Annotated in this window: 19 protein-coding genes; 13 read left to right on the forward strand and 6 right to left on the reverse strand. The window is 74.0% G+C overall.

Annotated features, from left to right (window positions below; translation table 11 throughout):
• Nucleotides 1-52: 52 nt before the first annotated feature.
• Together IE332_RS17080 and IE332_RS17085 are read left to right on the forward strand one after the other, a co-directional pair.
• Entirely contained in the window at nt 53-526 is a 474-nt protein-coding gene (locus tag IE332_RS17080) for a hypothetical protein (protein WP_189916946.1), read from the forward strand.
• The gene (locus IE332_RS17085) at nt 523-876 is read left to right on the forward strand and encodes a hypothetical protein (RefSeq protein WP_189916948.1); all 354 of its coding nucleotides are present in this window, start codon (nt 523-525) and stop codon (nt 874-876) included. Before IE332_RS17080 ends, IE332_RS17085 begins: the two co-directional genes overlap by 4 nt.
• Nucleotides 877-953: 77 nt before the next feature.
• On the opposite strand, the gene IE332_RS17090 is transcribed toward IE332_RS17085, so the two are convergent.
• Nucleotides 954-1,862 carry a DUF8832 domain-containing protein gene (locus IE332_RS17090; RefSeq protein WP_189916950.1) on the reverse strand — a complete coding sequence of 303 codons (909 nt, stop codon included), beginning with the start codon at nt 1,860-1,862 and terminating at the stop codon, nt 954-956.
• Nucleotides 1,863-1,912: 50 nt separating this feature from the next.
• Nucleotides 1,913-2,194, reverse strand: coding sequence for a metal-sensitive transcriptional regulator (locus tag IE332_RS17095; protein ID WP_189916952.1), 282 nt, complete (start codon nt 2,192-2,194; stop codon nt 1,913-1,915).
• 313 nt (nt 2,195-2,507) lie between these two features.
• On the opposite strand from IE332_RS17095, the gene IE332_RS17100 reads away from it, so the two are divergent.
• Nucleotides 2,508-4,751: a heavy metal translocating P-type ATPase gene (locus IE332_RS17100; RefSeq protein ID WP_189916954.1), complete on the forward strand. Its 2,244-nt coding sequence runs from the start codon at nt 2,508-2,510 to the stop codon at nt 4,749-4,751.
• A gap of 165 nt (nt 4,752-4,916) precedes the next feature.
• Here IE332_RS17100 and IE332_RS17105 read toward each other — a convergent pair whose 3' ends face one another.
• Both IE332_RS17105 and IE332_RS17110 read right to left on the reverse strand, forming a co-directional pair.
• The gene (locus tag IE332_RS17105; protein WP_189916957.1) at nt 4,917-6,059 is read right to left on the reverse strand and encodes a serine hydrolase domain-containing protein; all 1,143 of its coding nucleotides are present in this window, start codon (nt 6,057-6,059) and stop codon (nt 4,917-4,919) included.
• A 160-nt stretch (nt 6,060-6,219) separates the two neighbouring features.
• On the reverse strand, nt 6,220-8,010 hold the full coding sequence (locus IE332_RS17110) for a serine/threonine protein kinase (protein WP_189916959.1): 1,791 nt from the start codon (nt 8,008-8,010) through the stop codon (nt 6,220-6,222).
• A 250-nt stretch (nt 8,011-8,260) separates the two neighbouring features.
• On the opposite strand from IE332_RS17110, the gene IE332_RS17115 reads away from it, so the two are divergent.
• Nucleotides 8,261-12,463 carry a tetratricopeptide repeat protein gene (locus IE332_RS17115; RefSeq protein WP_189916961.1) on the forward strand — a complete coding sequence of 1,401 codons (4,203 nt, stop codon included), beginning with the start codon at nt 8,261-8,263 and terminating at the stop codon, nt 12,461-12,463.
• A 147-nt stretch (nt 12,464-12,610) separates the two neighbouring features.
• Complete coding sequence (locus IE332_RS17120; RefSeq protein ID WP_189916963.1) at nt 12,611-13,036, forward strand: hypothetical protein; 426 nt, start codon at nt 12,611-12,613, stop codon at nt 13,034-13,036.
• Nucleotides 13,037-13,068: 32 nt separating this feature from the next.
• Here the strand turns inward: IE332_RS17120 and IE332_RS17125 are convergent, their stop codons facing one another.
• Nucleotides 13,069-14,289, reverse strand: coding sequence for an RNA-guided endonuclease InsQ/TnpB family protein (locus tag IE332_RS17125; RefSeq protein WP_189916965.1), 1,221 nt, complete (start codon nt 14,287-14,289; stop codon nt 13,069-13,071).
• A 159-nt stretch (nt 14,290-14,448) separates the two neighbouring features.
• Between IE332_RS17125 and IE332_RS17130 the strand changes: the two genes are divergently transcribed.
• The 7 genes from IE332_RS17130 to IE332_RS17160 all read left to right on the forward strand — a co-directional run bounded on the left by IE332_RS17130 (nt 14,449) and on the right by IE332_RS17160 (nt 22,071).
• Complete coding sequence (locus IE332_RS17130; RefSeq protein ID WP_189916967.1) at nt 14,449-15,216, forward strand: nucleotide exchange factor GrpE; 768 nt, start codon at nt 14,449-14,451, stop codon at nt 15,214-15,216.
• Between the two features lie 31 nt (nt 15,217-15,247).
• Entirely contained in the window at nt 15,248-17,812 is a 2,565-nt protein-coding gene (locus tag IE332_RS17135) for an Hsp70 family protein (protein ID WP_189916969.1), read from the forward strand.
• On the forward strand, nt 17,809-18,171 hold the full coding sequence (locus tag IE332_RS17140; RefSeq protein ID WP_189916971.1) for a hypothetical protein: 363 nt from the start codon (nt 17,809-17,811) through the stop codon (nt 18,169-18,171). Before IE332_RS17135 ends, IE332_RS17140 begins: the two co-directional genes overlap by 4 nt.
• Nucleotides 18,172-18,263: 92 nt before the next feature.
• Nucleotides 18,264-18,503, forward strand: a complete 240-nt coding sequence (locus tag IE332_RS17145) for a chaplin (RefSeq protein WP_189916973.1) — start codon at nt 18,264-18,266, stop codon at nt 18,501-18,503.
• 68 nt (nt 18,504-18,571) lie between these two features.
• Nucleotides 18,572-20,323 (forward strand): AMP-binding protein, encoded by a 1,752-nt coding sequence (locus IE332_RS17150; RefSeq protein ID WP_189916975.1) that lies wholly within the window; start codon nt 18,572-18,574, stop codon nt 20,321-20,323.
• A gap of 144 nt (nt 20,324-20,467) precedes the next feature.
• A complete protein-coding gene (locus IE332_RS17155; protein ID WP_189916977.1) occupies nt 20,468-20,680 on the forward strand; it encodes a hypothetical protein in 213 nt (70 codons plus the stop codon).
• Nucleotides 20,681-20,805: 125 nt separating this feature from the next.
• Nucleotides 20,806-22,071, forward strand: a complete 1,266-nt coding sequence (locus IE332_RS17160; protein WP_189917312.1) for an APC family permease — start codon at nt 20,806-20,808, stop codon at nt 22,069-22,071.
• Nucleotides 22,072-22,156: 85 nt separating this feature from the next.
• On the opposite strand, the gene IE332_RS17165 is transcribed toward IE332_RS17160, so the two are convergent.
• Nucleotides 22,157-22,558: a YccF domain-containing protein gene (locus tag IE332_RS17165; RefSeq protein WP_189916979.1), complete on the reverse strand. Its 402-nt coding sequence runs from the start codon at nt 22,556-22,558 to the stop codon at nt 22,157-22,159.
• Nucleotides 22,559-23,041: 483 nt separating this feature from the next.
• Here IE332_RS17165 and IE332_RS17170 point away from each other — a divergent pair, with 483 nt between their 5' ends.
• Nucleotides 23,042-23,575, forward strand: a complete 534-nt coding sequence (locus IE332_RS17170) for an RICIN domain-containing protein (protein WP_189916981.1) — start codon at nt 23,042-23,044, stop codon at nt 23,573-23,575.
• Nucleotides 23,576-23,708 lie beyond the last annotated feature (133 nt).

Genomic DNA, 23,708 nt, shown 5'->3' on the forward strand with positions numbered 1-23,708 from the left:
CGCACCGCGATTCGAGTACTGCCCCACCGACATCCGAGCTACTGTGGATGTCATGACTGCGGCCTACGAAGAGGTGCCCTTCAGCGAACTGCTCCACCACCCGGCCGCGACCACGCGCCGACTGGACGCCGTCCGCGCGATCCGTCTCCGGAGACGCGACGCCGGAGACCTCGCGTTGATGAGGGTCGACCAGATGGAACGGGACGCATCGGTCGTGGATTTCACCTCCCGCCTGCTCGCCGGGCTCGTACGGACCGAGAACACCGCCGCCCTGCGCCAAGCGCTGCCCGAAGCCCTGCCGTGGGTCACCTTCCTGCCCGAGGAGGACGTCGACGCGCTGCTCGCCGAACTGGTCGACACGGCACGCGGCGCGGTGGAGCTGGACAACCTCGCCCCGATCGCGGTCCTGCTCACCCAGTGGAAGCACAGCGCCGAGATCCACGCGGATCCTACGCTGTACGCCCTCCTCACCCGCGAGCCCGAGGGCGACCTCGGGCCAGTGCCGCCACCCGAGGCGGCAGAGTGAGCCCGAAGAGGGGGGACCGGGCCGCGCCGCCCCCGATCGGGGAGGAGTACGACCTCCGGTTCGCGAACTCCGAGGCGGCGGAGGGGTGGGAGCACCTGGCACGCCAGGCTGCGGGCAACCTGCGCCGCGCGTTCGAGAGGATCCGCGCCACCCCGCGCGCCGGTGACAACCCCGCCCGTCAGCACCGGCTCAAGGGCGGTCTCGGAACCGCCGCCTTCAAGGGGCAGGCGTTGGAGCGCTGGCAGTTCGAGGTCACGGGCGGCGGGCGCGTCTGGTATCTGATCGACGACGTCAACCGCACCGCGTGGATCACCCATGCGGGTAGCGGCCATCCCAAGGCCACGGACTGACCCGGTCAAGGGCGTGAACTGCGGGGTGCCGGGCGATCCACGGCGGATCGCCCGGCACCGTGGTGTTCCGGGCTTGCTCAGTGCTGGTGGCTGGCGGTGGGCTCGGTCGGGTGGGCGGCGGTGGTGAGGGTGAAGGCCGCGGTGTGGACGGTGTCCTGGTGCTTGAAGTCCAGGAAGAGGCGGTAGTCGCCGGGGCTCGGGGCGGTGGTGGTGAAGCCGATCTCCGGGCCCGGGGCGGTGGTGTCCGGGTGGACGTGCAGGTAGGCGAGGTCGCCGGCGCGGAGCGCGACGAGGTGGCCGTACGCGCCGAGGTAGGGCTGGAGGTCGGTGACCGGCTTGCCGTCCTTGCTGACGCTCAGGGTGAGCCGGCCGCTTCGCCCCGGGGTGAGGTCGCCGCCGAGGGTCACGGTGTAGCCGTCCACGGTGACGGTCCGGCCGGTCTCCGGGAGCGGGGCCGGGCGTAGCTCGCCCGCGGCGTGCAGGTCGGCGCCGAGGGTGAGGCCCTCGGCGGCGCCGGCCGGGGTGAAGTCGGCGAAGACCCGGTACTCGCCGGCGGCGGGTACGGCGGCCGGGGCGCTCCAGGTGCCGTCGGCGGCGAAGGTCGGGTGCAGGTGCTGGAAGGTGGAGAGGTCGCGCGGGGCGACGATCAGGTGCAGGTCCTTCTCGTGCTCCTGCTGGTACGCGGTGACCGGCTTGCCGTCCGTACCGAGGATGCGGAACCGCAGGTCGGTGGGGGCGCCGGCGGTGACGAAGGGGTTCTCGACGCTGAGGGTGTAGCCGCGCTCGGAGATCTGCAGCCCGCCGGGCAGGTGGTCGGCGGCCGCGTCGTCCGTCCGTCCGGGCGCTCCGGTGTCGTGGCCCGCGTGCGCGGCGGTGGCGGGCCTGGGGGAGGGGCCGTTGCCGGTGGCGTTGCCGACGCCGAGGGCGAGGCCGAAGGCGGCGGCGAGGCCGGCGGTGAAGGCGGTGATGCGCAGCGCGGTGTTCATGGCGGTTCTCCTCGGGGGCGTGGGCGTGGGCGGCGTACGGGGGGAGGGGCTCAGGTGCGCATGAGCCGGGCGATGGCCTGCGTGGCCTCGGCGACCTTGAGGTCGGCCTCGGTGCCGCCGCCCGCGATGGCGTCCTGGACGCAGTGGGCGAGGTGGCTGTCGAGCAGCTGCAGTGCGACGGACTGGAGGGCCTTGGTGGCGGCCGAGACCTGGGTGAGGACGTCGATGCAGTAGGTGTCGGTGTCGACCATGCGCTGGAGGCCGCGGATCTGGCCCTCGACGCGGCGCAGTCTGCGCAGGAGCTGGTCCTTCTCGGTGCGGTAGCCGGTCATGCGGGCCTCCTCGGGATTCCGGCGGGGCGTGCGGGGCGTGCGGGGCGTGCGGGGCGTGCGGGGAGTGCGGGGAGTGCGGGTGTGCGGGCGTGCGGGGCGCGCTGTGCGGCCCCGATGCCCATGAGTGAATACCCCATGGGGGTATCAAGTCAAGCGGATCGGCACCCCGGAAAATACCTGCCGGGGGTATCGCTCAGGCCTTGCCGACGATACCCCTCAGGGGTATAAATGAACCCGGCGCCGCCCGATACCCCTCATGGGTATGAAGGCCCGGCCGTCGAAGGCAAGGCAACCGACGTCACGAGGAGCGACGATGACTACGCAGGCACCCGCCTCCGCGGAGGTGGAACTCTCGATCGGCGGAATGACGTGCGCCTCGTGCGCGGCCCGCATCGAGAAGAAGCTCAACCGGATGGACGGGGTCACCGCCAGCGTCAACTACGCCACCGAGAAGGCGAAGGTCTCCTTCGAGGGCGGCGTCGAGGTCGCCGACCTGATCGCCACCGTCGAGGCCACCGGCTACACCGCGGCACTGCCCCAGCCCCCGGTCGCCGAGGGCGGGGCCGGCGAGCCGACCGAGCCGGCCGACGAACTCGCCCCGCTGCGGGCCCGGTTGTTCACCGCGCTGGCACTCGCCGTGCCCGTGATCGCGATGGCGATGGTGCCCGCGCTGCAGTTCGACAACTGGCAGTGGCTCTCCCTGACCCTGACCGCCCCGGTCGTCACCTACGCCGCCTGGCCGTTCCACCGGGCGGCCTGGACCAACGCCCGGCACGGCGCCGCGACGATGGACACCCTGGTCTCGCTCGGCACCGGCGCCGCGTTCCTCTGGTCGCTCTGGGCGCTGTTCTTCGGCGACGCCGGGATGGCCGGCATGCGGCACGGCTTCGAGTTCACCATCGCCCGCAGCGACGGCGCGTCCAACATCTACCTGGAGGCGGCGGCCGGCGTCACCGCCTTCATCCTGGCCGGCCGCTACTTCGAGGCCCGCTCCAAGCGCACCGCCGGCGCCGCGCTCAAGGCGCTGCTGGAACTGGGCGCCAAGGACGTGACGGTGCTGCGCGGCTCCACTGAGGTGCGTATCCCGATCGCCGAACTCGCCGTGGGCGACCGCTTCCTGGTGCGGCCCGGCGAGAAGATCGCCACCGACGGCACGGTGGTCGAGGGCGCTTCGGCGGTGGACGCCTCGATGCTGACCGGCGAGTCCGTGCCGGTCGAGGTCGGGGTCGGCGACAGCGTCACCGGTGCGACCGTCAACGCGGGCGGGCGGCTGGTCGTCGAGGCCACCCGGGTCGGCGCGGACACCCAGCTGTCCCGGATGGCCAAGCTGGTCGAGGACGCGCAGAACGGCAAGGCCGCCGCGCAGCGCCTCGCCGACCGGATCTCCGCGGTCTTCGTACCGATCGTCATCACCCTCGCGGTGGCCACCCTCGGCTACTGGCTGGGCACCGGCGAGGGCTGGACCGCCGCCTTCACCGCGGCGGTGGCCGTGCTGATCATCGCCTGCCCGTGCGCCCTCGGCCTGGCCACCCCGACCGCGCTGCTCGTCGGCACCGGCCGCGGCGCCCAGCTCGGCATCCTGATCAAGGGCCCGGAGGTCCTGGAGTCCACCCGCAAGGTCGACACCGTCGTCCTGGACAAGACCGGCACCGTCACCACCGGCCAGATGACCCTGCTCGCCGTGCACACCGCCACCACCACCACCCGGGCCGAGGTGCTGCGGCTGGCCGGGGCCCTGGAGCACGCCTCCGAGCACCCGATCGCCCGGGCGATCGCCGGCGCCGCCGCCAAGGCCGGCGAACTGCCCGCCGTGGAGGGCTTCGAGAACGTCCCGGGCCTGGGCGTCCAGGGTGTGGTGGACGGCCACGCGGTGGTGGCCGGCCGCGAGGCGCTGCTCAACGAGTGGTCGCAGTACCTGCCGGCGGAGCTGGCCGAGGCCAAGCGCACCGCGGAGGCCGCCGGGCGCACCGCGGTCGCGGTCGGCTGGGACGGTGAGGCGCGGGCCGTGCTGGAGGTCGCCGACGCGGTCAAGCCGACCAGCGCCGAGGCCATCGGCAAGCTGCGCGCGCTGGGCCTGACCCCGGTGCTGCTGACCGGCGACAACCGGCTGGTCGCCGAGGCCGTGGCGTCCGAGGTCGGCATCGCACCGGAGCACGTGATCGCCGAGGTCATGCCGCAGGACAAGGTCGAGACGGTCAGGCGGCTGCAGGCCGAAGGCCGGGTCGTCGCGATGGTCGGCGACGGCGTCAACGACGCCGCCGCGCTCGCCCAGGCCGACCTGGGCCTGGCCATGGGCACCGGCACCGACGCCGCCATCGAGGCCGGCGACCTCACCCTGGTCCGCGGCGACCTGCTGGCCGCGGCCGACGCCATCCGGCTCTCCCGCAAGACCCTCGGCACCATCAAGAGCAACCTGTTCTGGGCCTTCGGCTACAACGTCGCCGCCCTGCCGCTGGCCGCCGCGGGCCTCCTCAACCCGATGATCGCGGGGGCTGCCATGGCCTTCTCCTCGGTCTTCGTGGTCGGCAACAGCCTCCGGCTGCGCCGCTTCCGCTGAAGCCTTCGAAGCCGTTGAAGCCTTCGCAGGCCTTGAAGTCCTCGCAGCCTTGAAGCCTGGAAAGCCCCCCGCACCGGGCCGAGGCCCCGGAACCCCGCCAGGGTTCCGGGGCCCCGGCGTTCCCGACGGGCCGTCGCGTCCTCGGCTGCGTCCCCGGTCGAGCCCTCAGCCGTCCGCGATGCCCAGCGCGGTGCGGATCTCGCCGACCAGCCGGGCGTCGAGGCCGCCCGCCGCGGTCATCCGGTTCTTGACGAGCGCGAAGGAGAACCGGTGTGCAGGGTCGGCGAAGGCGGTGCTGCCGCCGGACCCGCTGTGGCCGAAGCCGCCCGGCGGACGCACCGGCGGCCAGGACTCGTCCCCGACCAGGAACCCGAGGCCCATCGTCCACGGGACGCCCATCATCCGGTCCACGCCGCTCGTCCGGCCGGTGGTCGCCTCCTTCAGGGTCGGAGCGGAGAGCAGCCGCACCCCCGCCGCCTCGCCGCCGCAGGCCAGCACCGCGAACAGCCGGGCGGCCGCGCGCGCGGTCATCACGCCGTTGGCCGGCAGCGCCGTGCGCCGGAAGTCGGCGCGGTTGGCCAGCCCGGCCAGGGGCAGCACGGCGGGCGGGGCGCAGACGAAGAACGGCGCCCCGGCCGGGATCCGCTCCAGCCGGGCCGCCCAGCCGCCGTCGTAGCAGGTCGCCCCCCGTGGCAGCAGGTGCTCGGGGACGTGGAAGAGCAGGTCGTCGGCGATCCCGAGCGGGCCGGTCACCTCCTGCCGCAGCAGTTCCCCGCAGCCCCGGCCGGTGGCGCGGCGCAGGATCTCGGAGAGCAGCACCCCGTACGTCCAGGCGTGGTAGCCGACCGCGCTGCCGGGCTCCCAGAGCGGCTCCTGCCCGGCCAGCCAGGCGGCCGTGGCCGGGAGGTCCAGCAGCCGCTCGGGGGTCACGTCCGGCGGCAGCTGCGGCAGCCCGGCCGTGTGGGAGAGCACCTGCCCCAGGGTGATCCGCGCCTTGCCGGCCGCGCCGAACTCCGGCCAGTACGCGGCCACCGGCTCCTCGTACGCCAGCGCGCCCCGGTCCACCAGCACCGCCACCAGGGCGGCTGCCACCCCCTTCCCGGTCGACCAGGCCGGGACCAGCGTGTCCGGTCCCATCGGGCGCTGCTCGGCTCGGTCGGCCAGGCCCGCCCACGCGTCAACCACCACCTCGCCGTCCAGCCACGCGGCCACCTGCACCCCGAGCTCCTCGCCGGAGCCGGCGACCTCGGCCAGGACCGCCTCGACCCGCCGCTGCGCCGGGTTGTCCGGCGCCGTTCCGCTTCCCATCCGGCCTGCTCCCCCTTCTGCTGCCCGGACCCCGCGGATGCGGGGCCCGCTCGGGGAGTCCAACTCGGCTGATGATCGGAACGATCCCGCAGGCCCCGCCGGGCCCACTCGGCCCGTACGGCCGTACGGCCCACTCGGCCCACGGGACGCGCGGCCCGGCTCAGGGCGCCTCCGGCAGCTCCACCGCCTGCCACCGGTACGCCGCGTCCTCCTGCCAGACCTGCAGCTCGCCCTCCACCACCGCGGCCAGGCAGAGCCGCCAGTCGTCCCCCATGGCGAGCGCGACCCGGGTCGCCGGGCGCAGCGTCGGCCGCCACCAGCGCGGGCGCCGGGAGGCGCCGCCGGCCGGCAGTCGCAGCCGTACGCCGCCCGCGCCCGCGAGGGCGATGGTCGGGCCGCCGCGGTGGCCCACCATGGCGATGCCGAGCGAGGGTTCGCCGTCGCCGATCTCGGTGCCGGGCCCGGCCGCGCCGAGGGTGTGCAACTGGACGGAGCCGTCCGGCCGCAGGGTGGCGGCCCGCGGTCCGGCGGAGGTACGGGCCAGCGCCCCGGCGCGCGGGCTGTCGGCCGGGCCGAGCGGGGCGGGCGGCTCGGCGGAACCGGGCCGCCAGCTCAGCACCCGTCCCCGGTGCTCGACCAGGACCAGCCAGCAGCCGGGCCGTTCCTCCAGCGCCGCGAGCACCCGGTCGGCGGGGCAGCCGGACAGTTCCTGGCCGGTGAGGGTGAGGCCGGGCGCCCAGCGGTAGGAGCGCAGCGCGCCGCCGACGGCCGTCCAGACCGTCATCTCCCCGCCCGGGCCGACCGCTCCCGCCAGTCCGTTGACGCCGCGGGCCGCCTCCCACCAGCCGGCCGCGGTACCGACCCAGAGGGTGTTGCCGCGGTCCTCGGCGCAGACCACCAGCTCGCCCTGGCGCCCGGCCCAGCCGGCGGCCAACTCCCGTACCGCGCCGGGGCCCTGGCCGGCCGGCAGCCGGTGGGCGGTGCGGCCGGGGCCGGCCAGCGCGGTGCCGTCGGCGCCGCCGGTGACGACCAGCGGGCGTCCGGAGCGGTCCGGCAGCACCGCCAGGCCGGCGGTGCGGGCCACCGGCCGGTGGGAGCGCAGCAGTTCGCGGCCGCGGCCGGCCCACGGGCCGAGCGGGGCCGGGCGGCGTTCCGGGTCGCGGGCCAGCGGCTCGCACGCCCAGCGCGCCAGCTCCTCGCCGTAGCCCGCCGCGAGCAGCTCGGCGCGGGCCTGTTCGGCGGCCAGCCGGTGGTCGAGCCGGCCGTGGTCGGGCAGCAGCAGGGTGCGGGCTAGGGTGCCGACCGCGAACAGGTCCTTGGCGGTGGTGGGGAAGCCGCCGACCTGCTCGGCCTCCGGCGGGACGTGCCCGGGGGTGAACACCGCGACGGTGAGGGTGTGGTCGAGCGGGGCGAGGAAGGTCAGGTCGATCAGTTTGACCACGCCCTGGCCGTCCACCAGGACGTTGGCGGGGGAGATGTCGCGGTGCACCCAGCGCTTGCGGTGCAGCTCGTCGACGATCCGGCAGAGCCGCTCCAGCACCTCGGCCACCGCCGCCGGACCGCCGCGCTGGGTCCGGGCCCAGGTGTGCAGCGGCACGCCTTCGACCCACGGCGAGATCTGGTAGCCCAGCAGCCCGCCGGAGGACACCGCGCCGGGCCGGTGCGGGGAGGGGCCGAGCAGGAAGCTGGGCACCACCAGGTCGGTGACGCCCAGTCGGTGGGCGTTGTGCGAGACGTCGTCCCAGCGGCCGAGCCAGCGCCGCACCTCGGACGGGTCGCGCTCCAGCATGATCTTCGCGGCGACGAGTTCCTTGCGCCCGTTGTGGCCGGTCCGGACCGCCCGCCACACCTCGGCCTCGCCGCCCCGGTGGTGGAATTCCAGGAGTTCGTACTGCTCGGGGTCGAACTCCGGACCGAACCTGAGCCCGGGCACCCAACGCGACTCGGACACACGACCCCCGACGCTTCCGAACCGTTCGACGGTTCTGACCGCTGCTGATGCGCTTGTTGACGTCCCGCCGACGCGCTTGTCCGCGTCCTGCTGCCGCGCTGACCAGGATAGTGCTCTTTCCTGTTCGTCTGTCCGATCGAGGGCCTATTCTGTTGGCGCTCGAGCAACATCACGACACGACGTCAACTCATGATCATCCAAAGCTGCTTGATCATGGAGCGGACGACATCCTGACACAGGGGGACGGTGCATGGCGCTGCTAGCGGTGCTGCTGATCGTGGTGGCACTGGCCGGTGCGGCCGCCGTCGTGCTGGCGCGACGCCGACGGATCCTGGACGCCGAGGCCGCGACGAAAGCCCTGGCCGCGGCCGCCGAACGGCTCACCGCGGGCAAGGCCGCCCAGGCCCGCCGCCACTACGCCCGGATCGCCGGCCGACTCGCCGCCGGGCCCGCCGAACTGAGTCCGCACCGCGGCCTCGCCCTGCTCGGCCAAGCCGAAGCCACCATCCCCACCGGCGACCAGCAGGCCACCCTCGCCCTGTACCGCGAGGCCTTCCCGCTGCTCACCGACCCGGCCCGCCAGCTGCCCCGCTGGAGCCTGCGCCGCCTCGCCGACGAGCAACTGCACACCGCCGACGGCGACCTCGGACCGCTGCTCGCCCTCCTCCAGGCCACCGCCGCCGGCGCCGAACCCGGCGAGGAGGCCGACACCGCGGCCCGCGCCCTCGACCGGCTGCACCACCGCTGCCGCGACGGCGCCCCCGCGCGGCGCGAGGACGCCACCGCCCGCGCCCTCGCCGCCCTGCCCGGCCGCGACTGGCCGGTCCTCGCCCGCGCCGCCCTGCTCCAGGAGACCGACCGCGCCGCCGAGGCCGAGGCCCTGGTCGCCGAACGGGCCCCCGGCGGCAGCGGCGAACTCTGGTTCCGCCGCGGCGTCCAGCTGTACGGCCGGCACCAGGACGGACCCGCCGGCGCCGCCTTCGACGAGGCGCTGCGCCTCGGCCCCGGCGAGCCCTCGCCGTGGGGGCGCGGCCTTGCCCTGCGCACCGACTGCCTGCTCTTCCGCGGCCTGGCCCGGCAGCGCCTCGGCAACACCGAGGCCGCCTGGAGCGACTTCGCGGCCGCCACCGCCGAGGCCCCGACCGACCCCCGCCCCCGCTACGCCCTCGGCCGGCTCGCCCTGCTGCTCGGCGCCGACGACCAGGCCCGGGAACAGTTCACCGCCGCCCTCACCGTCCAACCCTCCTTCGCCCCGGCCCGGTTCGGCCTCGCCCTGGTGCACGAACGGGCCGCCCGCCCCGCCGAGGCCGCCGCCGACTACCGGGCCGGCCTCGGCCAGGCCCCCGACTGGCGCCCCGCCCGGGTCCGGCTCGGCGCCGCCCTGCTCGCCGCCGGACGGGCCGACGAGGCCGAACCGCTGCTGCGCGCCGAGTCCGACACCGAACCGGGCACCCGCTGGACCAGGATCGCGGCCTTCCACCACGGCCTCGCCCTCGCCCGCACCGACGACCCGGCCGGCGCCCTCGCCCGCTGGGAGCCGCTGGAGGACGAGGACCTGCGCGAACGCCAGGCCCTGGCCCGCGACCGGCTCGCCCGCACCCGCCTGGCCACCGACCCGGCCGCCGCCCGGGCACACTGGCAGCGCGCCGCCGCCGAACACCCCAGCGCCGCCGGCTACCGCACCGCGCTGCGCGAGGCCGCCCTGCGCGAGGCCGCCCACCTGCTCGTCACCGGCCGCGACCACCCCGAACCCCGGGCCCGCGCCACCGCCGCCCTCGCCCTCGCCGACACCCTCCCCGGCGCCCTCACCCACCGCCAGGCCCGGCTGCGCGCCGCCCTCGCCCTGGCCGAGGGCGCCACCGAACCGGTCACCACCCTGCTGGACGCCTCCGGCGGCCTGCGCGACCGCTACCACCTGGCCGCCCTCGCCCTGCTCGCGGGCCGCCCGGCCCAGACCATCGCCCTGCTCGGCCCGCCCGACCCGAACGGCGACCCGGCCGTCGCCCGGCTGCGCGCCCTGCTCGCCGAACGGGCCGGCAACTGGACCGCCGCGCTCGACTGGTACCGGCACTTCCTGAACGCCGGCCCCGGCACCGGCCGCGCCCCCGGCACCCCGCCGGACCACGCCCCCGGCGGCTGCGCGGTCTGCGACCGCCCCGCCACCGGCGCCTGCGGCGGCTGCGGCCGCGAAGCCTGCGCCGACCACCTGCACATCGCCGCCGACGCCGCCTCACCCCGCTGCGTCCGCTGCGCCGGCCCCGCGCTGCGCGCCGTCCTGGACTGCGCCCGCCGCGCCGGCACCCCCGAACAGGCCGAACCCGTCCTGGCCGGCTGGGCGGCCGCCCTCGGCGACAGCGCCGCCGCGGGCCCGGTCCGCCTCGACCTCGCCCTGCTGCGCGCCGAACTCGGCCGCCACGACGAGGCACTGGCCGACCTCCCGGCGGACGCCGCGGCCTCCCGCGCCGCCGTCCTGGTCCGCAGGGCCGGCGCAGCCCTGGCCGCCGACCGGCCCGGAGCGGCCGCCGGCGACCTGCGCCAGGCCCTCGCCCTCGCCCCCGGCCACGCCCAGGCGGCGGGCACCCTGGTCCTGCTCGCCGAGCACGAGGCGCACCAGCACGCCACCGAGGGCCGGCACCGGGAGGCCTGGACGGCCTACCGCGAGCTGCTCCGCAGGGACCCGGCACACCCCCGGCTGCTGCACGCCCTCGGCCTGGCCGGCTACCGCCTCGCCGCCGGTGCCGACTCAGCCGCCGACCCGGTCGCTGCCGACTCCGCCGCCGACCTGACCGCTGCCGCCGACCCGACCGCCGCGGGGACGACCGCTTCGGCGGCGGCCGACGAGGAGGTCTGGGCCTGGACGCTCGGCTGCCTGGTCGCCGCCCTGCACCAGCCCGAGCTGTGGGACGAGTCCGCCCGGATCACCGGCCGCACCCCCGAACCGCAGCGGCTGGCCGCCGCCCGTACCGGCCTGATCGACCGCCTCCGGGACGACCTGCGCGCCCTCGACCGGGCCGCCGGCCGCAGCGGCGACGAGGTCACCTCCTGGACGCTGCGCCTCGGCCTGGAGGCCCACGCCGCCGACGCCTTCGCCCAGGAGCACGTCCGGATATCCCTGCCCGGCCGCCCCACCCGCCGGCTGACGGCCGGCCCCACGCTCGACCGGCTGCTCCGCGCCGAGCCGGGAACCACCGGCTGGGCCGAGGCCTTCGAGCAGGCCGTCGGCGCGTGGCGGCGGCGCACCATAGCCGCCGACGCCCCGCCGCTGGTCCGCGCCGTCGGCCTCTTCGGCCCGCTCGGACCGCAGCGCTACCTGCAGCTGCAGGGCCGCCAGGCCGCCGCCGTCGCCGCCCTGGACGAGGTGGCCGAGGGCGAGCGCGGCGAGGACTGGCAGGCGCTGCTCGGCGCGTCCCTGATCAGCCAGGCCCGCGAGCACCACCGCAACCAGGACTGGCGCGAGGCCCTGGACTGCCTCACCCGCGCCCGGGCCGTCCCCGGCGTCGACCTGCCCGCCGACGCCGCCAGGATCGCCGCCGAGTCCGGCGTCCGGGCCGCCCGCGCCCTGCTCAAGAACACCGTCGACGACCAGCCCGGGGCGGCAGAACTGCTGGAGAAGGCCTTCGCGATCGCCCCCGACGACCCCGAGGTGCGCGGCGACCTCGGCGCCACCTACGCCCAGTGGGCCCGCAAGATCAACAACGAGGACAAGGACTACGGCCGCGCCATCGAACTGCTGCGGAAGAGCCAGGAGCTCGCCCCCGGCGACCCGACCGCCCGGCACTTCCTGGAAGCCGCGCTCGGCAACCGGGCCGGCCAGCTCAGCCGCGCCGACGCCCCCGACCCGGAGCTGGAGGAGGCCGCGGAAGCCTGGCGGGCCCTCATCGCCATCAACCCCGACCCCGACCACCGGCTCGGCCTCGCCTTCGTCCTGCGCCAGCTCTCCCGCTCCGCCGCCTTCGCCGACGACCGTGCCCGCGCGGTACGGCGGATGGCCGAGGCGCTCGACGCCGACCCGGAGTGGGACGGCGACATCGACCGCGAAGCCCCCCGCCGGGTCGCGGTGATGATCGCCAACCACGTCGTGGACGCCATGCAGGACCGGCCGTTCACCGCCCAGGCCGCCATGCTGCAGAAGGCCAGGTCCTACGACGACTCGACCGACATCTGCCGCCTGATGGTGAGCATCTGGCGCGGCGAGGCCATCGGCCACTACGAGGCCCGCCGCTACGTCGAGGCGATCCGGCTGCTGGAGGAGGCCCTCGGGCTGTCCCGCAGCCCGGAGGACACCGGCAAGCTGCACCGCGAACTCGGCATCGTCTACGGCTCGTACGCCGTGCAGCGGGCCAACGCCCGCCAGCTGCGGGAGGCCCGCGACCTGGCCCGCAAGGCCGTCGAGCACAGCCCGGAGGACTCCGAGCTGCGGGCCATGCAGCGGCGGATCAACGCGCTCTACTGACGGCAACCGCACGGCACTTGCCGTCGTCCTTCAGCCGAGAGCCCTGTCGCCGACCCCGTCCGTTCAGCCGATCCAGCCGTCCCTACCGATCCAGCCGCCCGAGCCGTCAGCCGTCCCAGCCGCCACCGTGAGGAGAGACCGCCCGCCATGCCACTGCCAGAACCGTCGCCGTACGAGGTGCTGGGCATCCCGCTCACGGCCGGAGTGCGCGAGATCAACCTCGCCGTCGGACCGGCGATGCGCGCGGCCCGCTACACCCGCCAGCAGATCCAGGAAGCCGCCGCACTGCTGCGCAACCCGGACCGCCGGCTGGAGGCGGACCTCCAGCAGCCGCTCCCGCCGGAGCCCGTCGAGCAGGCCGCCGAGCTGCTGGCCCCGGCCCTCGCCGAGCCGCTGCTGGTGATCGAGCGGCCCCCGCTCCCACCCGTCCCCGCCTTCCTCACCCTCCACCGCGCCGAGCTGGCCGCCGACTTCACCGATCCGGCCCCGGCCGGCACCGACCCCGAACCCCCCGTCCCCGCCCGCTACGCGGCCGACCTCTCCGTCCTGCCGCAGATCGAGGTTCCCGATTGACTTCCTCCCCTCCTGAAGGAGGGCGATTCCCCTCAGCCTCGCGGCTGAGCCGCTGCGCGTCGGCGCTGCGGTGGGACTACTTCCTGCTTCACCGACGACCGCCCGCCCGGAGCGCTCCGTTGAGGTCTTACACCGTCTCCACAGGCCGACACCGCCAGTCCGGCGGCCAGGATGTTCTTGGCTGCGTTCACGTCCCGGTCGTGGGTCGTGCCGCAGCCGCATGTCCAGGTACGGACGTTCAGCGGCATGCTCGCCGCGATGGTGCCGCACGCCGAGCACAGCTTGGAGCTGGGGAACCACCGGTCAACGGTGATCAGCTCGCGGCCGTACCAGGCACACTTGTACTCCAGCATGACCCGCAGCTCGCTCCAGCCCGCGTCACTGATCGCGCGGGCCAGCTTCCTGTTCTTGAGCATGTTGCGGACCATCAGGTCCTCGATCACGATCGTTTGGTTCTCACGAACGAGTCGAGTGGTGAGCTTGTGGAGGAAGTCCCTGCGCCGGTCGGCGATCCCGGCCTGGATCCTGGCGACCTTGGTCCGGGCCTTCCCACGGTTCGCCGATCCCTTGGCCTTGCGGGCAAGCACCCGCTGCGCTGTCGCGAGGCGTCCCCGGTCCCGGCGTTCATGCCGGGGGTTGGTGATCTTCTCGCCGGTGGAGAGTGCCACCAGGCTGGTGATCCCGACGTCGATGCCGACCGCCGCGTTCACCGGCTTGGCCATGGTCGGCCGGTCGTCGCACAGGATCGACACGAACCAGCGGCCCGCACCGTCCTGCGACACCGTGACCGTGGACGGGGCCGCCCCCTCGGGAAGCGGCCTCGACCACACGATGTCGAGCGGCTGATCCATCTTCGCCAGGGTCAGACGCCCGTTCCGGAACCGGAACGCCGAGGACGTGTACTCGGCGGACTTCCTCGACTTCTTCCGGGACTTGAACGTCGGGTACTTCGCCCGCTTCTGCCAGAAGTTCGAGAACGCCCCTTGAAGATGCCGGAGCGCTTGCTGCAACGGGACCGACGACACTTCGCAGAGGTAGGCCAGCTCTTCAGTCTTCTTCCAGGCCGTCAGCATCGCCGACGTCCGGTTGTAGTCGACCCTCTCCTGGCGCAGCGTCCACGCCTCAGTCCGGGCCTGCAACGCCATGTTGTAGACCTTCCGCACGCATCCGAACGTGCGCGACAGCTCAGCTGCCTGCGCATCGGTCGGGTGGAAGCGGTACTTGAACGCCCGCTTCACGTGGGTGGTCGCCATGGGTCACACATTAACACCCATTGTTGTAGCAATATAACGGACAGTCACAATTTGGACATTCCAAGCCGCATTGGCGGCGGTCTGCCTATTCCTGTCCCGCTACATGGGAGTTCGCTCCCTATCCCGGCTGAAGCCGGGGGTATCCATGAAAGGATCCGAATGACCGACGCACCGACTGTGACCCCGCTCGACGGCCACCGGCCGCTGGAGATCCCGCCGGGGGTCGAGGAGGTCGACCTGGAGCGGAAGTTCGTCCAATTGCTGTTCCGGGCATCCCTGTTGGGGAGCAAATTGACGGAGCAGCGGCAGGCCGCCCGGGCCGAGCAGCGGGAACTGCTGGGCGTCCTGGTCGACGTGGACGACGCGCTGGCCGCGCTCGGGCTGGACCGCGAGCTGGTGGCGATGGGCCGGGGCGAGGGCATCGAGGCCACCCGGCGGCGGCTGCTCGGTCGGCTGGCGAAGGCCAAGGTGCGGCCGATGCGGCTGGAGGGGATGACGGCGGACCCGGACCTGGCCGAGATCGTGGGCGTCGAGGCGCGGCCGGGGGTGGCGCCGGAGACGGTGGTGCGGACGGTGCTCACCGGGTTCTTCTGGGAGGACGAGGTGCTGCGGCGCGCCCAAGTGGTGGTCGCCGCACCGGAGTCGGACCAGGACCCGGAGCCGGAAGCGGCAGCGGCGGTGACCGCCGGGGCGGTCGCGGAGCCGGAGCCGGAATCGGAAGCGGAAGCGGAAACGGCCGGAGCGCCCTCGGCCGGGATGACCTCGGCCGAGGTCGAGGAGGCGCTCCAGGGCGCGGAGTCCGAGCAGCCCGAGGGGGCGGGGGAGCCCGAGGCGGTGGTGCCCGTCCGGGCGCAGCCCAAGGCGGCGCCGCCGCGGGCACGCCGGAAGGCCGCGGTGTCGGGCAAGCGGGCCAAGCGCAAGAAGTAGCCAGGACCACGAGGGGCAAGAGGGGAACGACATGTACCGCACACTCGGCATCGACCTGGGCACCACCAACTCGGTGGTCGCCCACCTGCGCCGGGGCGAGCCGGAGATCATCTTCAACCGGCAGAACCAGGAGGGCACGCCCTCGGTGGTCGGCAGCGGCCGCAAGGGCGAGCTGCTGGTGGGCTCCACGGCGCGCGGCCGGATCGCCATCGACGGCGTCAACGTGATCCGCTCGGTGAAGCGCTTCATGGGCCGCAAGTTCAAGGACCCGCAGGTCCAGGCCGCCCTGAAGGAGGTCGACTACAAGGTCACCGCGGGCACCGACGGGGACGTCAACGTCTGGTTCAACGGCCGCTCGTACACGCCGATCGAGATCTCCGCGATCATCCTGCACCGGCTCAAGGAGGACGCCGAGCAGCGCTTCGGCGAGCCGTTCCACCGGGCCGTGATCACCGTCCCCGCCTACTTCGGCGAGCGGCAGGTCGCGGCGACCCAGGAGGCGGGCCGGCTGGCCGGCCTGCACGTGCTGCGGATCATCAACGAGCCGACGGCCGCCGCGCTCGCGTACGGGATCACCTCGGAGGCCGGCGACGAGGGCAAGACCGTGCTGGTCTACGACCTCGGCGGTGGCACCTTCGACATCTCGATCCTGCTGCTGGTGCCCGGTTCGGTCTCGGTGCTCGGCATCGAGGGCGACAACCTGCTCGGCGGCGACGACTTCGACCGGGCGATCACCACCGCGCTGCTGGAGGACATCCGGGAGGAGTACGGCTCGGACTACCAGCCGGACCTGCGCGACCGCCCGAAGATCGCCTCCACCGCCGAGACGATCAAGATCGAGCTCTCCAACCAGGAGTCCTCCGAGGTCATCCTGCCCGGTCTCGGCGCCGGACAGCTGGTGCTGGAGACGGAGTTCGAGCGGGCCCGGTTCGAGGAGCTGATCGAGGCCCAGATCGAGCGCACCATCGAGCTGACCCACAAGGCCATCATGCAGGCCAACCTGACCGTCGGGGACATCGACGAGGTGGTCCTGGTCGGCGGTTCGACCGCGATCCCGCTGGTCGCCCGGCGGCTCGGCGAGGTGTTCGGCCCGCGCCGGATCCGGCGCGGCGTCAACCCGATGCAGTGCGTGGCGCTCGGCGCGGCCGTGCAGTCCGCGCTGGTCGGCGAGGTGGAGTGCCCCGAGTGCCGGGCCCCCGGCGACCTCTCCGCCTCCAACTGCGCCAACTGCGCGACCTCCCTGCTGGGCGGCGACCGGGTGTCCTGCCAGACCTGCCACATCCCGGTCGACTCCGCGGCCGCGGACTGCCCCAAGTGCGGTCAGTCCATGGCCGGTTCCGGCGGCGTCGGCATCCCGAAGCAGACGCAGGCCACCACCGTGGTGCGCGGCGACAACTGCCCGCGCTGCGGCACCCCGGCCGCGCCCGGGGTCACCGCCTGCGAACTCTGCGGCGAGGCGCTCAACTCGGCCGCCCCCGGTCAGACCAGGGTGGCCTCCACGGCGGCCGAGGACGTCGGCCTGCGCTGCGGCTCCTGCGGCCAGGTGAGCCCGCCCGGCAGCGAGATCTGCACCGGCTGCGGGGAGTTGATGCAGGTCACCAACCCCTTCGACATCACACCGAAGAACCTCGGGATCGAGCTCAACGACGGCCGGCTCGCCGTCATCATCCCCAAGAACACCAGCTACCCGACGAGTTCGCCGGTCAGCCGGGAGTTCGTGGTGTCCGGCAGCGGCCGCCAGCGGCTGGAGATCGCGGTCTACGAGGGCGAGCACGAGATCGCCCAGCAGAACGAGCTGATCGGCCACCTCACCCTGCGCCTGCCCGAGGGCCTCGGCGGCCGCACCCCGGTGGAGGTGGCCTTCGGCCTCGACCGGGACCGCACCATCACCCTGTCGGTACGGATCCAGGGCGGCGCGGAGAAGACCGTCAAGCTGGAGCGGGTCACCCTCGACCCGGAGCTGAAGGTGCAGGTCGAGGAGCAGCAGCGGCAGATCGAGACCTTCACCGACCGCTGGGGCGGCGAGCTGACCGAGGCCGAGATGCGCGAGGCCCAGCGGCTGATGGACACCCTGGACGACCTGGCGGCCGGCCAGACCCGCGGCCAGTCGGTGGACGAGGCGCTGGAGCGGGCCCAGCGCCAGCTCAAGGCGCAGCGCTGGGTGCGCGGCTCGGAGGCGTACCTGAGCCTGTTCATCCACTACTGCGAGAAGCTCCTCGACCCGAGCGACCTGGACCGGCTCCGGTCGGTCGCCGCCGAGCTGCGGCTGAAGCGCGAGGCGGCGGACTGGGAGGGCGCGATGCGCGCGGCCCAGCGGGCGGACGAGCTGTGCGACTCGCTCGGCCACACCATGCGGATGCTCACCATGTGCAACGTCTACGTGACCCAGAACATGGTCTCGCCCGCCCTCGGCCAGCTGGTCATGGCCGAGCTGCGCGGGCTGGACGCCGCCGTGGAGGCGCCGAACATGGAGGAGGTCAACAAGCACATGTCGAACCTGCTGGCCCTGTACGCGCAGGCGCAGCGGGAGCTGGGCAGCGAGCCGAGCGCCGAGTCGCTGGGTCCGGTGCGCCCGGAGGAGGCCGGTCCGCGATGAGTGTCGTGCCCGAGAGTGCCGTGTCCGAGAGTGCTGTGCCCGAGAGTGCCGTGCCCGACCTCCAGGTGCTCTGTCCGCTGTGCAAGGTGGCGGCGGACCCGGCGAGCCTGTGCTGCCCCTCCTGCCGGGAGGACCTGTCCGTGCTGTTCCGGCTGCGTTACGCCGGTCGGATCGACTTCAACCGGGCGTTGGAGGCCCTGCGGAACGGGGACGCGGCTGCCGCGGCCGCCCTGCTGCGCGCGGCGCTGGCGGCCGAACCGGAGCTGGAACCGGCGCGTGAGCTGCTGGAATCACTGAGCGTGGCCGGGCCCGGCGGGCCGGATCCGGTGGGGCGGGAGGGCGACACGCCCTCTGAGTGACCAATTCGGCCGCTCTCGACCTGCCGTCGAGTTCGATCGGTGCGAGTGTGATCGTCACACGGATGTTCGCCACCCTCACAAGGAGTGACGCAATGCGTCTTCGCACCTACCTCGCCGCCACGGCCGTCGCCGCGGTGTGCGTCCTCGCCGGCGCCGGTACCGCTGCGGCCGGCGGCGCCACCGCCAACGGTGTCGCCTTCGGCTCGCCGGGCGTCCTGTCGGGCAACCAGATCCAGATCCCGATCAACATCGAGGCCAATGTCTGCGGCAACACGATCGGCGTCATCTCGATCCTGAACCCGGCGATCGGCAACACCTGCATCAACGCGTGACCTGAGCTCCTGGCCCCGGGGCCGTCCGTCGCACCGACGGGCGGCCCCGGTGTCGTGCCGGGGCGCGGATGCGAAGGGGGTGTGCCGGGGCGCGGTACCCCCGTTCGGGGGTGGCGCCGGAGCCGCGGGGTCGGGACCATGGTCCCCGACCCTCGCGATCCCCAGCCAGGAGGCAGCACGTGCGGACCACGCCGACCAGTCGCAGCTACTCATCCGGCACCTCGGACGTCCCGCTGCTCGGCGACACCATCGGGGAGAACCTCGACCGCGCGGTGCGGGCCTTCCCCGACCGCGACGCCCTGGTCGACCGGCCCACCGCCCGCCGCTGGACGTACGCCGAACTCGCCGCCGACGTCGACGCCCTGGCCCTCGGCCTGCTGCGGCTCGGCATCGCCAAGGGCGACCGGGTCGGCATCTGGGCGCCCAACTGCGCCGAGTGGACGCTCACCCAGTACGCCACCGCCAAGCTCGGCGCGATCCTGGTCACGGTCAACCCCGCCTACCGCGCACACGAGTTGGAGTACGTGCTGAAGCAGGCCGGGATCCGGCTGCTGGTCGCCGTCGAGCGGTTCAAGACCTCCGACTACGCCGCGATGATCGAGGAAGTCCGGCCGCGCTGCCCCGAGTTGGAGCGCGTACTGCTGACCGGCGGACCCGGCTGGGACGAGGTGCTCGTCGCCGGCCGGCGGGCCGACCCGGCGCTGCTCGCGGAATTCGCCGAGCGCCAGGGCGAGCTGGCCCCGGACGACCCGATCAACATCCAGTACACCTCCGGCACCACCGGGTTCCCCAAGGGCGCGACCCTGTCGCACCACAACATCCTCAACAACGGGTACTTCGTCGGCGAGCTGCTCGACTACACCGAGCAGGACCGGATCTGTGTCCCGGTGCCGTTCTACCACTGCTTCGGGATGGTGATGGGCAACCTGGCGGCCACCTCGCACGGCGCCTGCACGGTCATCCCCGCCCCGTCCTTCGAGCCCGGCGCCACGCTGGCCGCCGTCGCCGCCGAGCGCTGCACCTCGCTGTACGGCGTGCCGACCATGTTCATCGCCGAGCTGGCCGACCCCGACTTCGAGCGCTACGACCTCGGCAGCCTGCGCACCGGCATCATGGCCGGCTCGCCCTGCCCGAGCGAGGTGATGAAGGAGGTCATCGAGCGGATGGGCATGGCCGAGGTCTCCATCTGCTACGGCATGACCGAGACCTCGCCGGTCTCCACCCAGACCCGGGTCGACGACTCGGTCGATCGCCGGGTCTCCACCGTCGGCCGGGTCGGCCCGCACCTGGAGGTCAAGGTCGTCGACCCGGCGACCGGCCGTACCGTCCCGCGCGGTGAGCCGGGCGAGCTGTGCACCCGCGGCTACTCCGTCATGCTCGGCTACTGGAACGAGCCCGAGCGCACCGCCGAGGCCGTCGACGCCGCCCGCTGGATGCACACCGGGGACCTCGCCGTGATGGACGAGGACGGATACCTCGCCATCACCGGGCGGATCAAGGACATGGTGATCCGCGGCGGCGAGAACCTCTACCCGCGCGAGATCGAGGAGTTCCTGTACACCCACCCGGACGTCCTCGACGTCCAGGTGATCGGCGTCCCCGACCCGAAGTACGGCGAGGAGCTGATGGCCTGGATCCGGATGCGCGAGGGCGCCGAGCCGCTCACCGCGGAGGCCGTCCGGGCGTACTGCGCGGGCCGGCTCGCGCACGTCAAGATCCCGCGCTACGTGCACGTGGTGGAGGAGTTCCCGATGACGGTCACCGGGAAGATCCGCAAGGTCGAGATGCGGGAGGCGGCGGTGCGGATCCTGGGGCTGTAGCCCCTCGGGTCCGGTCCGGCGGGCTGCGGGTGTCCGGCGCGCGCCGGGGGAGCGGGGCACGCGTCGGGGGTACGCGCTCGTCCGGGCGGGTGGAACGGCGGCCCGCCGGGAATGCCGCACGGTCGGTGTGCGCACAGTCCCGGCATGACTGCTCGTACGCCCATGCGATCCCTGGTCGCGGACGCCGCCCTCGCCGCCCTGCTCGCCCTGGCCCTCGCCCACCCGGCCGCGCCCGCCCTCGCCGACCGGGCCGGGCCGACGGCACCGACGGCCGGCTGCGCCGCACAGCCCGCCGCACAACCCGCGGCACAACCCGCCGACCGGCCCGGTGGCACCGCCGGTCCCTGCGCCCGCTGACCGGGGTGGTCCCCGCCCCACCACCGGCTGACCGCCCGAACCGCTCGGACGCCCCGGCCGTTCTCCTCCCTCCGGTAGGGTGCGCGGTCGTCCGGGCCCGACGAGGAGAGGTGCAGGTCGATTCGATGAGCGGGGCGAGGACGGTGGCCGGGCCGGGGGAACTGCGGCGGCACCTGGGCGTGTTCGACGCCGTGGTGATCGGGCTCGGGTCGATGATCGGCGCCGGCGTCTTCGCCGCCCTGGCGCCCGCCGCGGCCGCCGCCGGGTCCGGACTGCTGATCGGGCTGGCAGTGGCCGGCGTGGTGGCGTACTGCAACGCGACCTCCTCGGCCCGGCTCGCCGCCCGCTACCCGCAGTCCGGCGGCACCTACGTCTACGGCCGGGAACGCCTCGGCGCGTTCTGGGGCTACCTCGCCGGCTGGGCCTTCGTCGTCGGCAAGACCGCCTCCTGCGCGGCGATGGCGCTCACCGTCGGCTCCTACGTCTGGCCCGGACAGGCCCACGCCGTCGCGGTCGCCGCGGTCGTGGCGCTGACCGCGGTCAACTACGTCGGCGTGCAGAAGGCGGCCCGGCTCACGCGGGCGATCGTCGCCGTCGTGCTGGCCGTGCTCGCCGCCGTGGTGACGGCCTGCCTCACCGGCGGCGACGTCGACACCGGCCGCTGGGCCGTCGGCGCGGACGCCGGCCTCCACGGCGTGCTCCAGGCGGCGGGCCTGCTGTTCTTCGCCTTCGCCGGGTACGCCCGGATCGCCACCCTCGGTGAGGAGGTCCGCGACCCGCGGCGCACCATCCCCCGCGCGATCCCGCTCGCGCTCGGCATCACCCTGGTCGTCTACGCCGCCGTCGCGCTCGCCGTCCTGGCCGTCCTCGGCCCCGACCGCCTCGCCCACGCCGGGGCGCCGCTGGCCGACGCCGTCCGGGCCGCCGGGGCCCCCGGCCTGGTCGCGGTGGTGCGCGCCGGGGCCGCGGTCGCCGCGCTCGGCTCGCTGCTCGCCCTGATCCTCGGCGTCTCCCGCACCACCCTCGCGATGGCCCGCGACCACCACCTCCCGCACCCGCTCGCCGCCGTCCACCCCCGCTTCGGCGTACCCCACCGCGCCGAGCTGGCCGTCGGCACCGTGGTCGCCGTCATCGCGGCCGTCGGCGACGTACGCGGCGCGATCGGCTTCTCCTCCTTCGGCGTCCTCGCCTACTACGCCGTCGCCAACGCCTCCGCCTGGACCCTCACCCCCGCCGAAGGCCGCCCCCTGAGGCTCGTCCCGATCGTCGGCACGGCCGGCTGCCTCCTCCTCGCCTTCGCCCTCCCCGCGTCCGCCGTCCTCAGCGGCGCCGCCGTCCTCGCCCTCGGCGCCGCCGCCTACGGCCTCCGCCGGGCGACGGCTCGCCGCTGACCCGGGCGTCACCCGGGACCCGTCCGAACGCCGACGGCCGGCGGGGCGCGATGCCCTCGCCGGCCGTCGGTGGGTGTGCGGGGTGTTACCGGGCGCCCCACTCCTGGTCGGTGTGCACGATCTCGCGGCCGAGCGGCATCAGCGAGATCGGGATCATCTTGAGGTTGGCCCAGCCGAACGGGATCCCGATGATCGACAGGAACAGCGGAATGCTGGTGATCAGGTGCCCGATCGCCAGCCACCACCCGGCGAAGACCAGCCAGATGACATTGCCGACGCAGGACGCCGCCCCGGCGTCGGGCCGCTCCACCGCCGTCCGCCCGAACGGCCACAGGATGAAGCCGGCGATCCGGAACGAAGCGATCCCGAACGGGATGGTGACGATCAGGACGCAGCAGATGATGCCGGCGAGCGTGTAGGCAAGCGCCATCCAAATGCCGCAGAAAACGAGCCAGATGACATTGAGGATGAACTTGATCGCCTTCATGGGTCGTACCTTCTCACGTCGCTCGTGCTTGCTGCCATGACCGGTGAATGCCCGCTGGCGGGCGCGTCCACGCCCGTAGGGCCCGTCTTCGGACCCCCGCCTGCGGGCCGACGCCGGGGCACGCACCTCGCCGCGTTGTCGTCGGTCGCCGATGCTCCGCATGGACTCCCTCCTCCGCCTTGCGATGCACGCACCCCAACGCCGCCCCGCCCGCCCTGGCGGGCGGACGACGGGGGTTCGAAGACGGGCCCTCGGGGGCGCATATGGGGGAGCGGGCCGGGGTGGCCGGATCTCGACGGCCGGGAGGGTGGGCCGAGATTTCTTCGAACCGGCCTGCAACCTCGGCGGGCGTCGCACGTCTATCCGAGTGAGAGGGTCGGGAAGGGCCGGCCGCTCGCTTCCGACACATCGACACCACGGCTCCGACGGGCCGGGCGATGCCGCCCGGGCCTGGTCAGTCGTGTACGAATCCTTGGGGGGATCATGTTCGAGAACACCACCGTCAAGCGCCGTCTCGGCTCGGTTGCCGGCGCGCTCGCCGTCGTCGTGGGCGGCGGGCTGCTCGCCGCCGCGCCGGCCTCGGCGGCCAACTGGAACCCGATCGACACCGCGGGCCAGGCGGTGCAGGTCCGGGTGGCGTTCAACGGAAAGTGCCTGGAGGTCGCGGACTGGCGGACCGACGACGGTGCTCCGGTGCGGCAGTGGACCTGCACGGGCGGGGCGAACCAGCAGTGGACGTTCAGCGACGGTGTGGCGGTCAACCAGGCGAGCGGCAAGTGCCTGGCCGTGGTCGGTGCGAGCCTCCAGCGGGGCGCGCTGATCGAGCAGCGCAGCTGTGACGGGACGAACAACCAGAAGTGGGGGAAGGTCAACATCCACGACAACGGCCTGATGTCGATCCACAACGTCGCCAGCAGCTACTTCCTCGACGTCAGCGGGTGGAACCCGAACGACGGCGCCGCGGTGGACCAGTGGGACCCCAGCCTCCGCGACAACCAGCTCTGGCTGCTCGGCTGAGGCCGGTAGCCCGATGAAGCCGGTGCCCGGCCCGGCCCCGGTCGGGCCGGGCACCGGCTGGGCCGGGGGCGGGGACGGCTGGGCCGTGCCGCTGTGGCAATCTCAGGTAGTCGTACGTCAGAGATCCATTGGG

Source organism: Kitasatospora xanthocidica (assembly GCF_014656195.1).
GTDB lineage: Bacteria > Actinomycetota > Actinomycetes > Streptomycetales > Streptomycetaceae > Kitasatospora > Kitasatospora xanthocidica.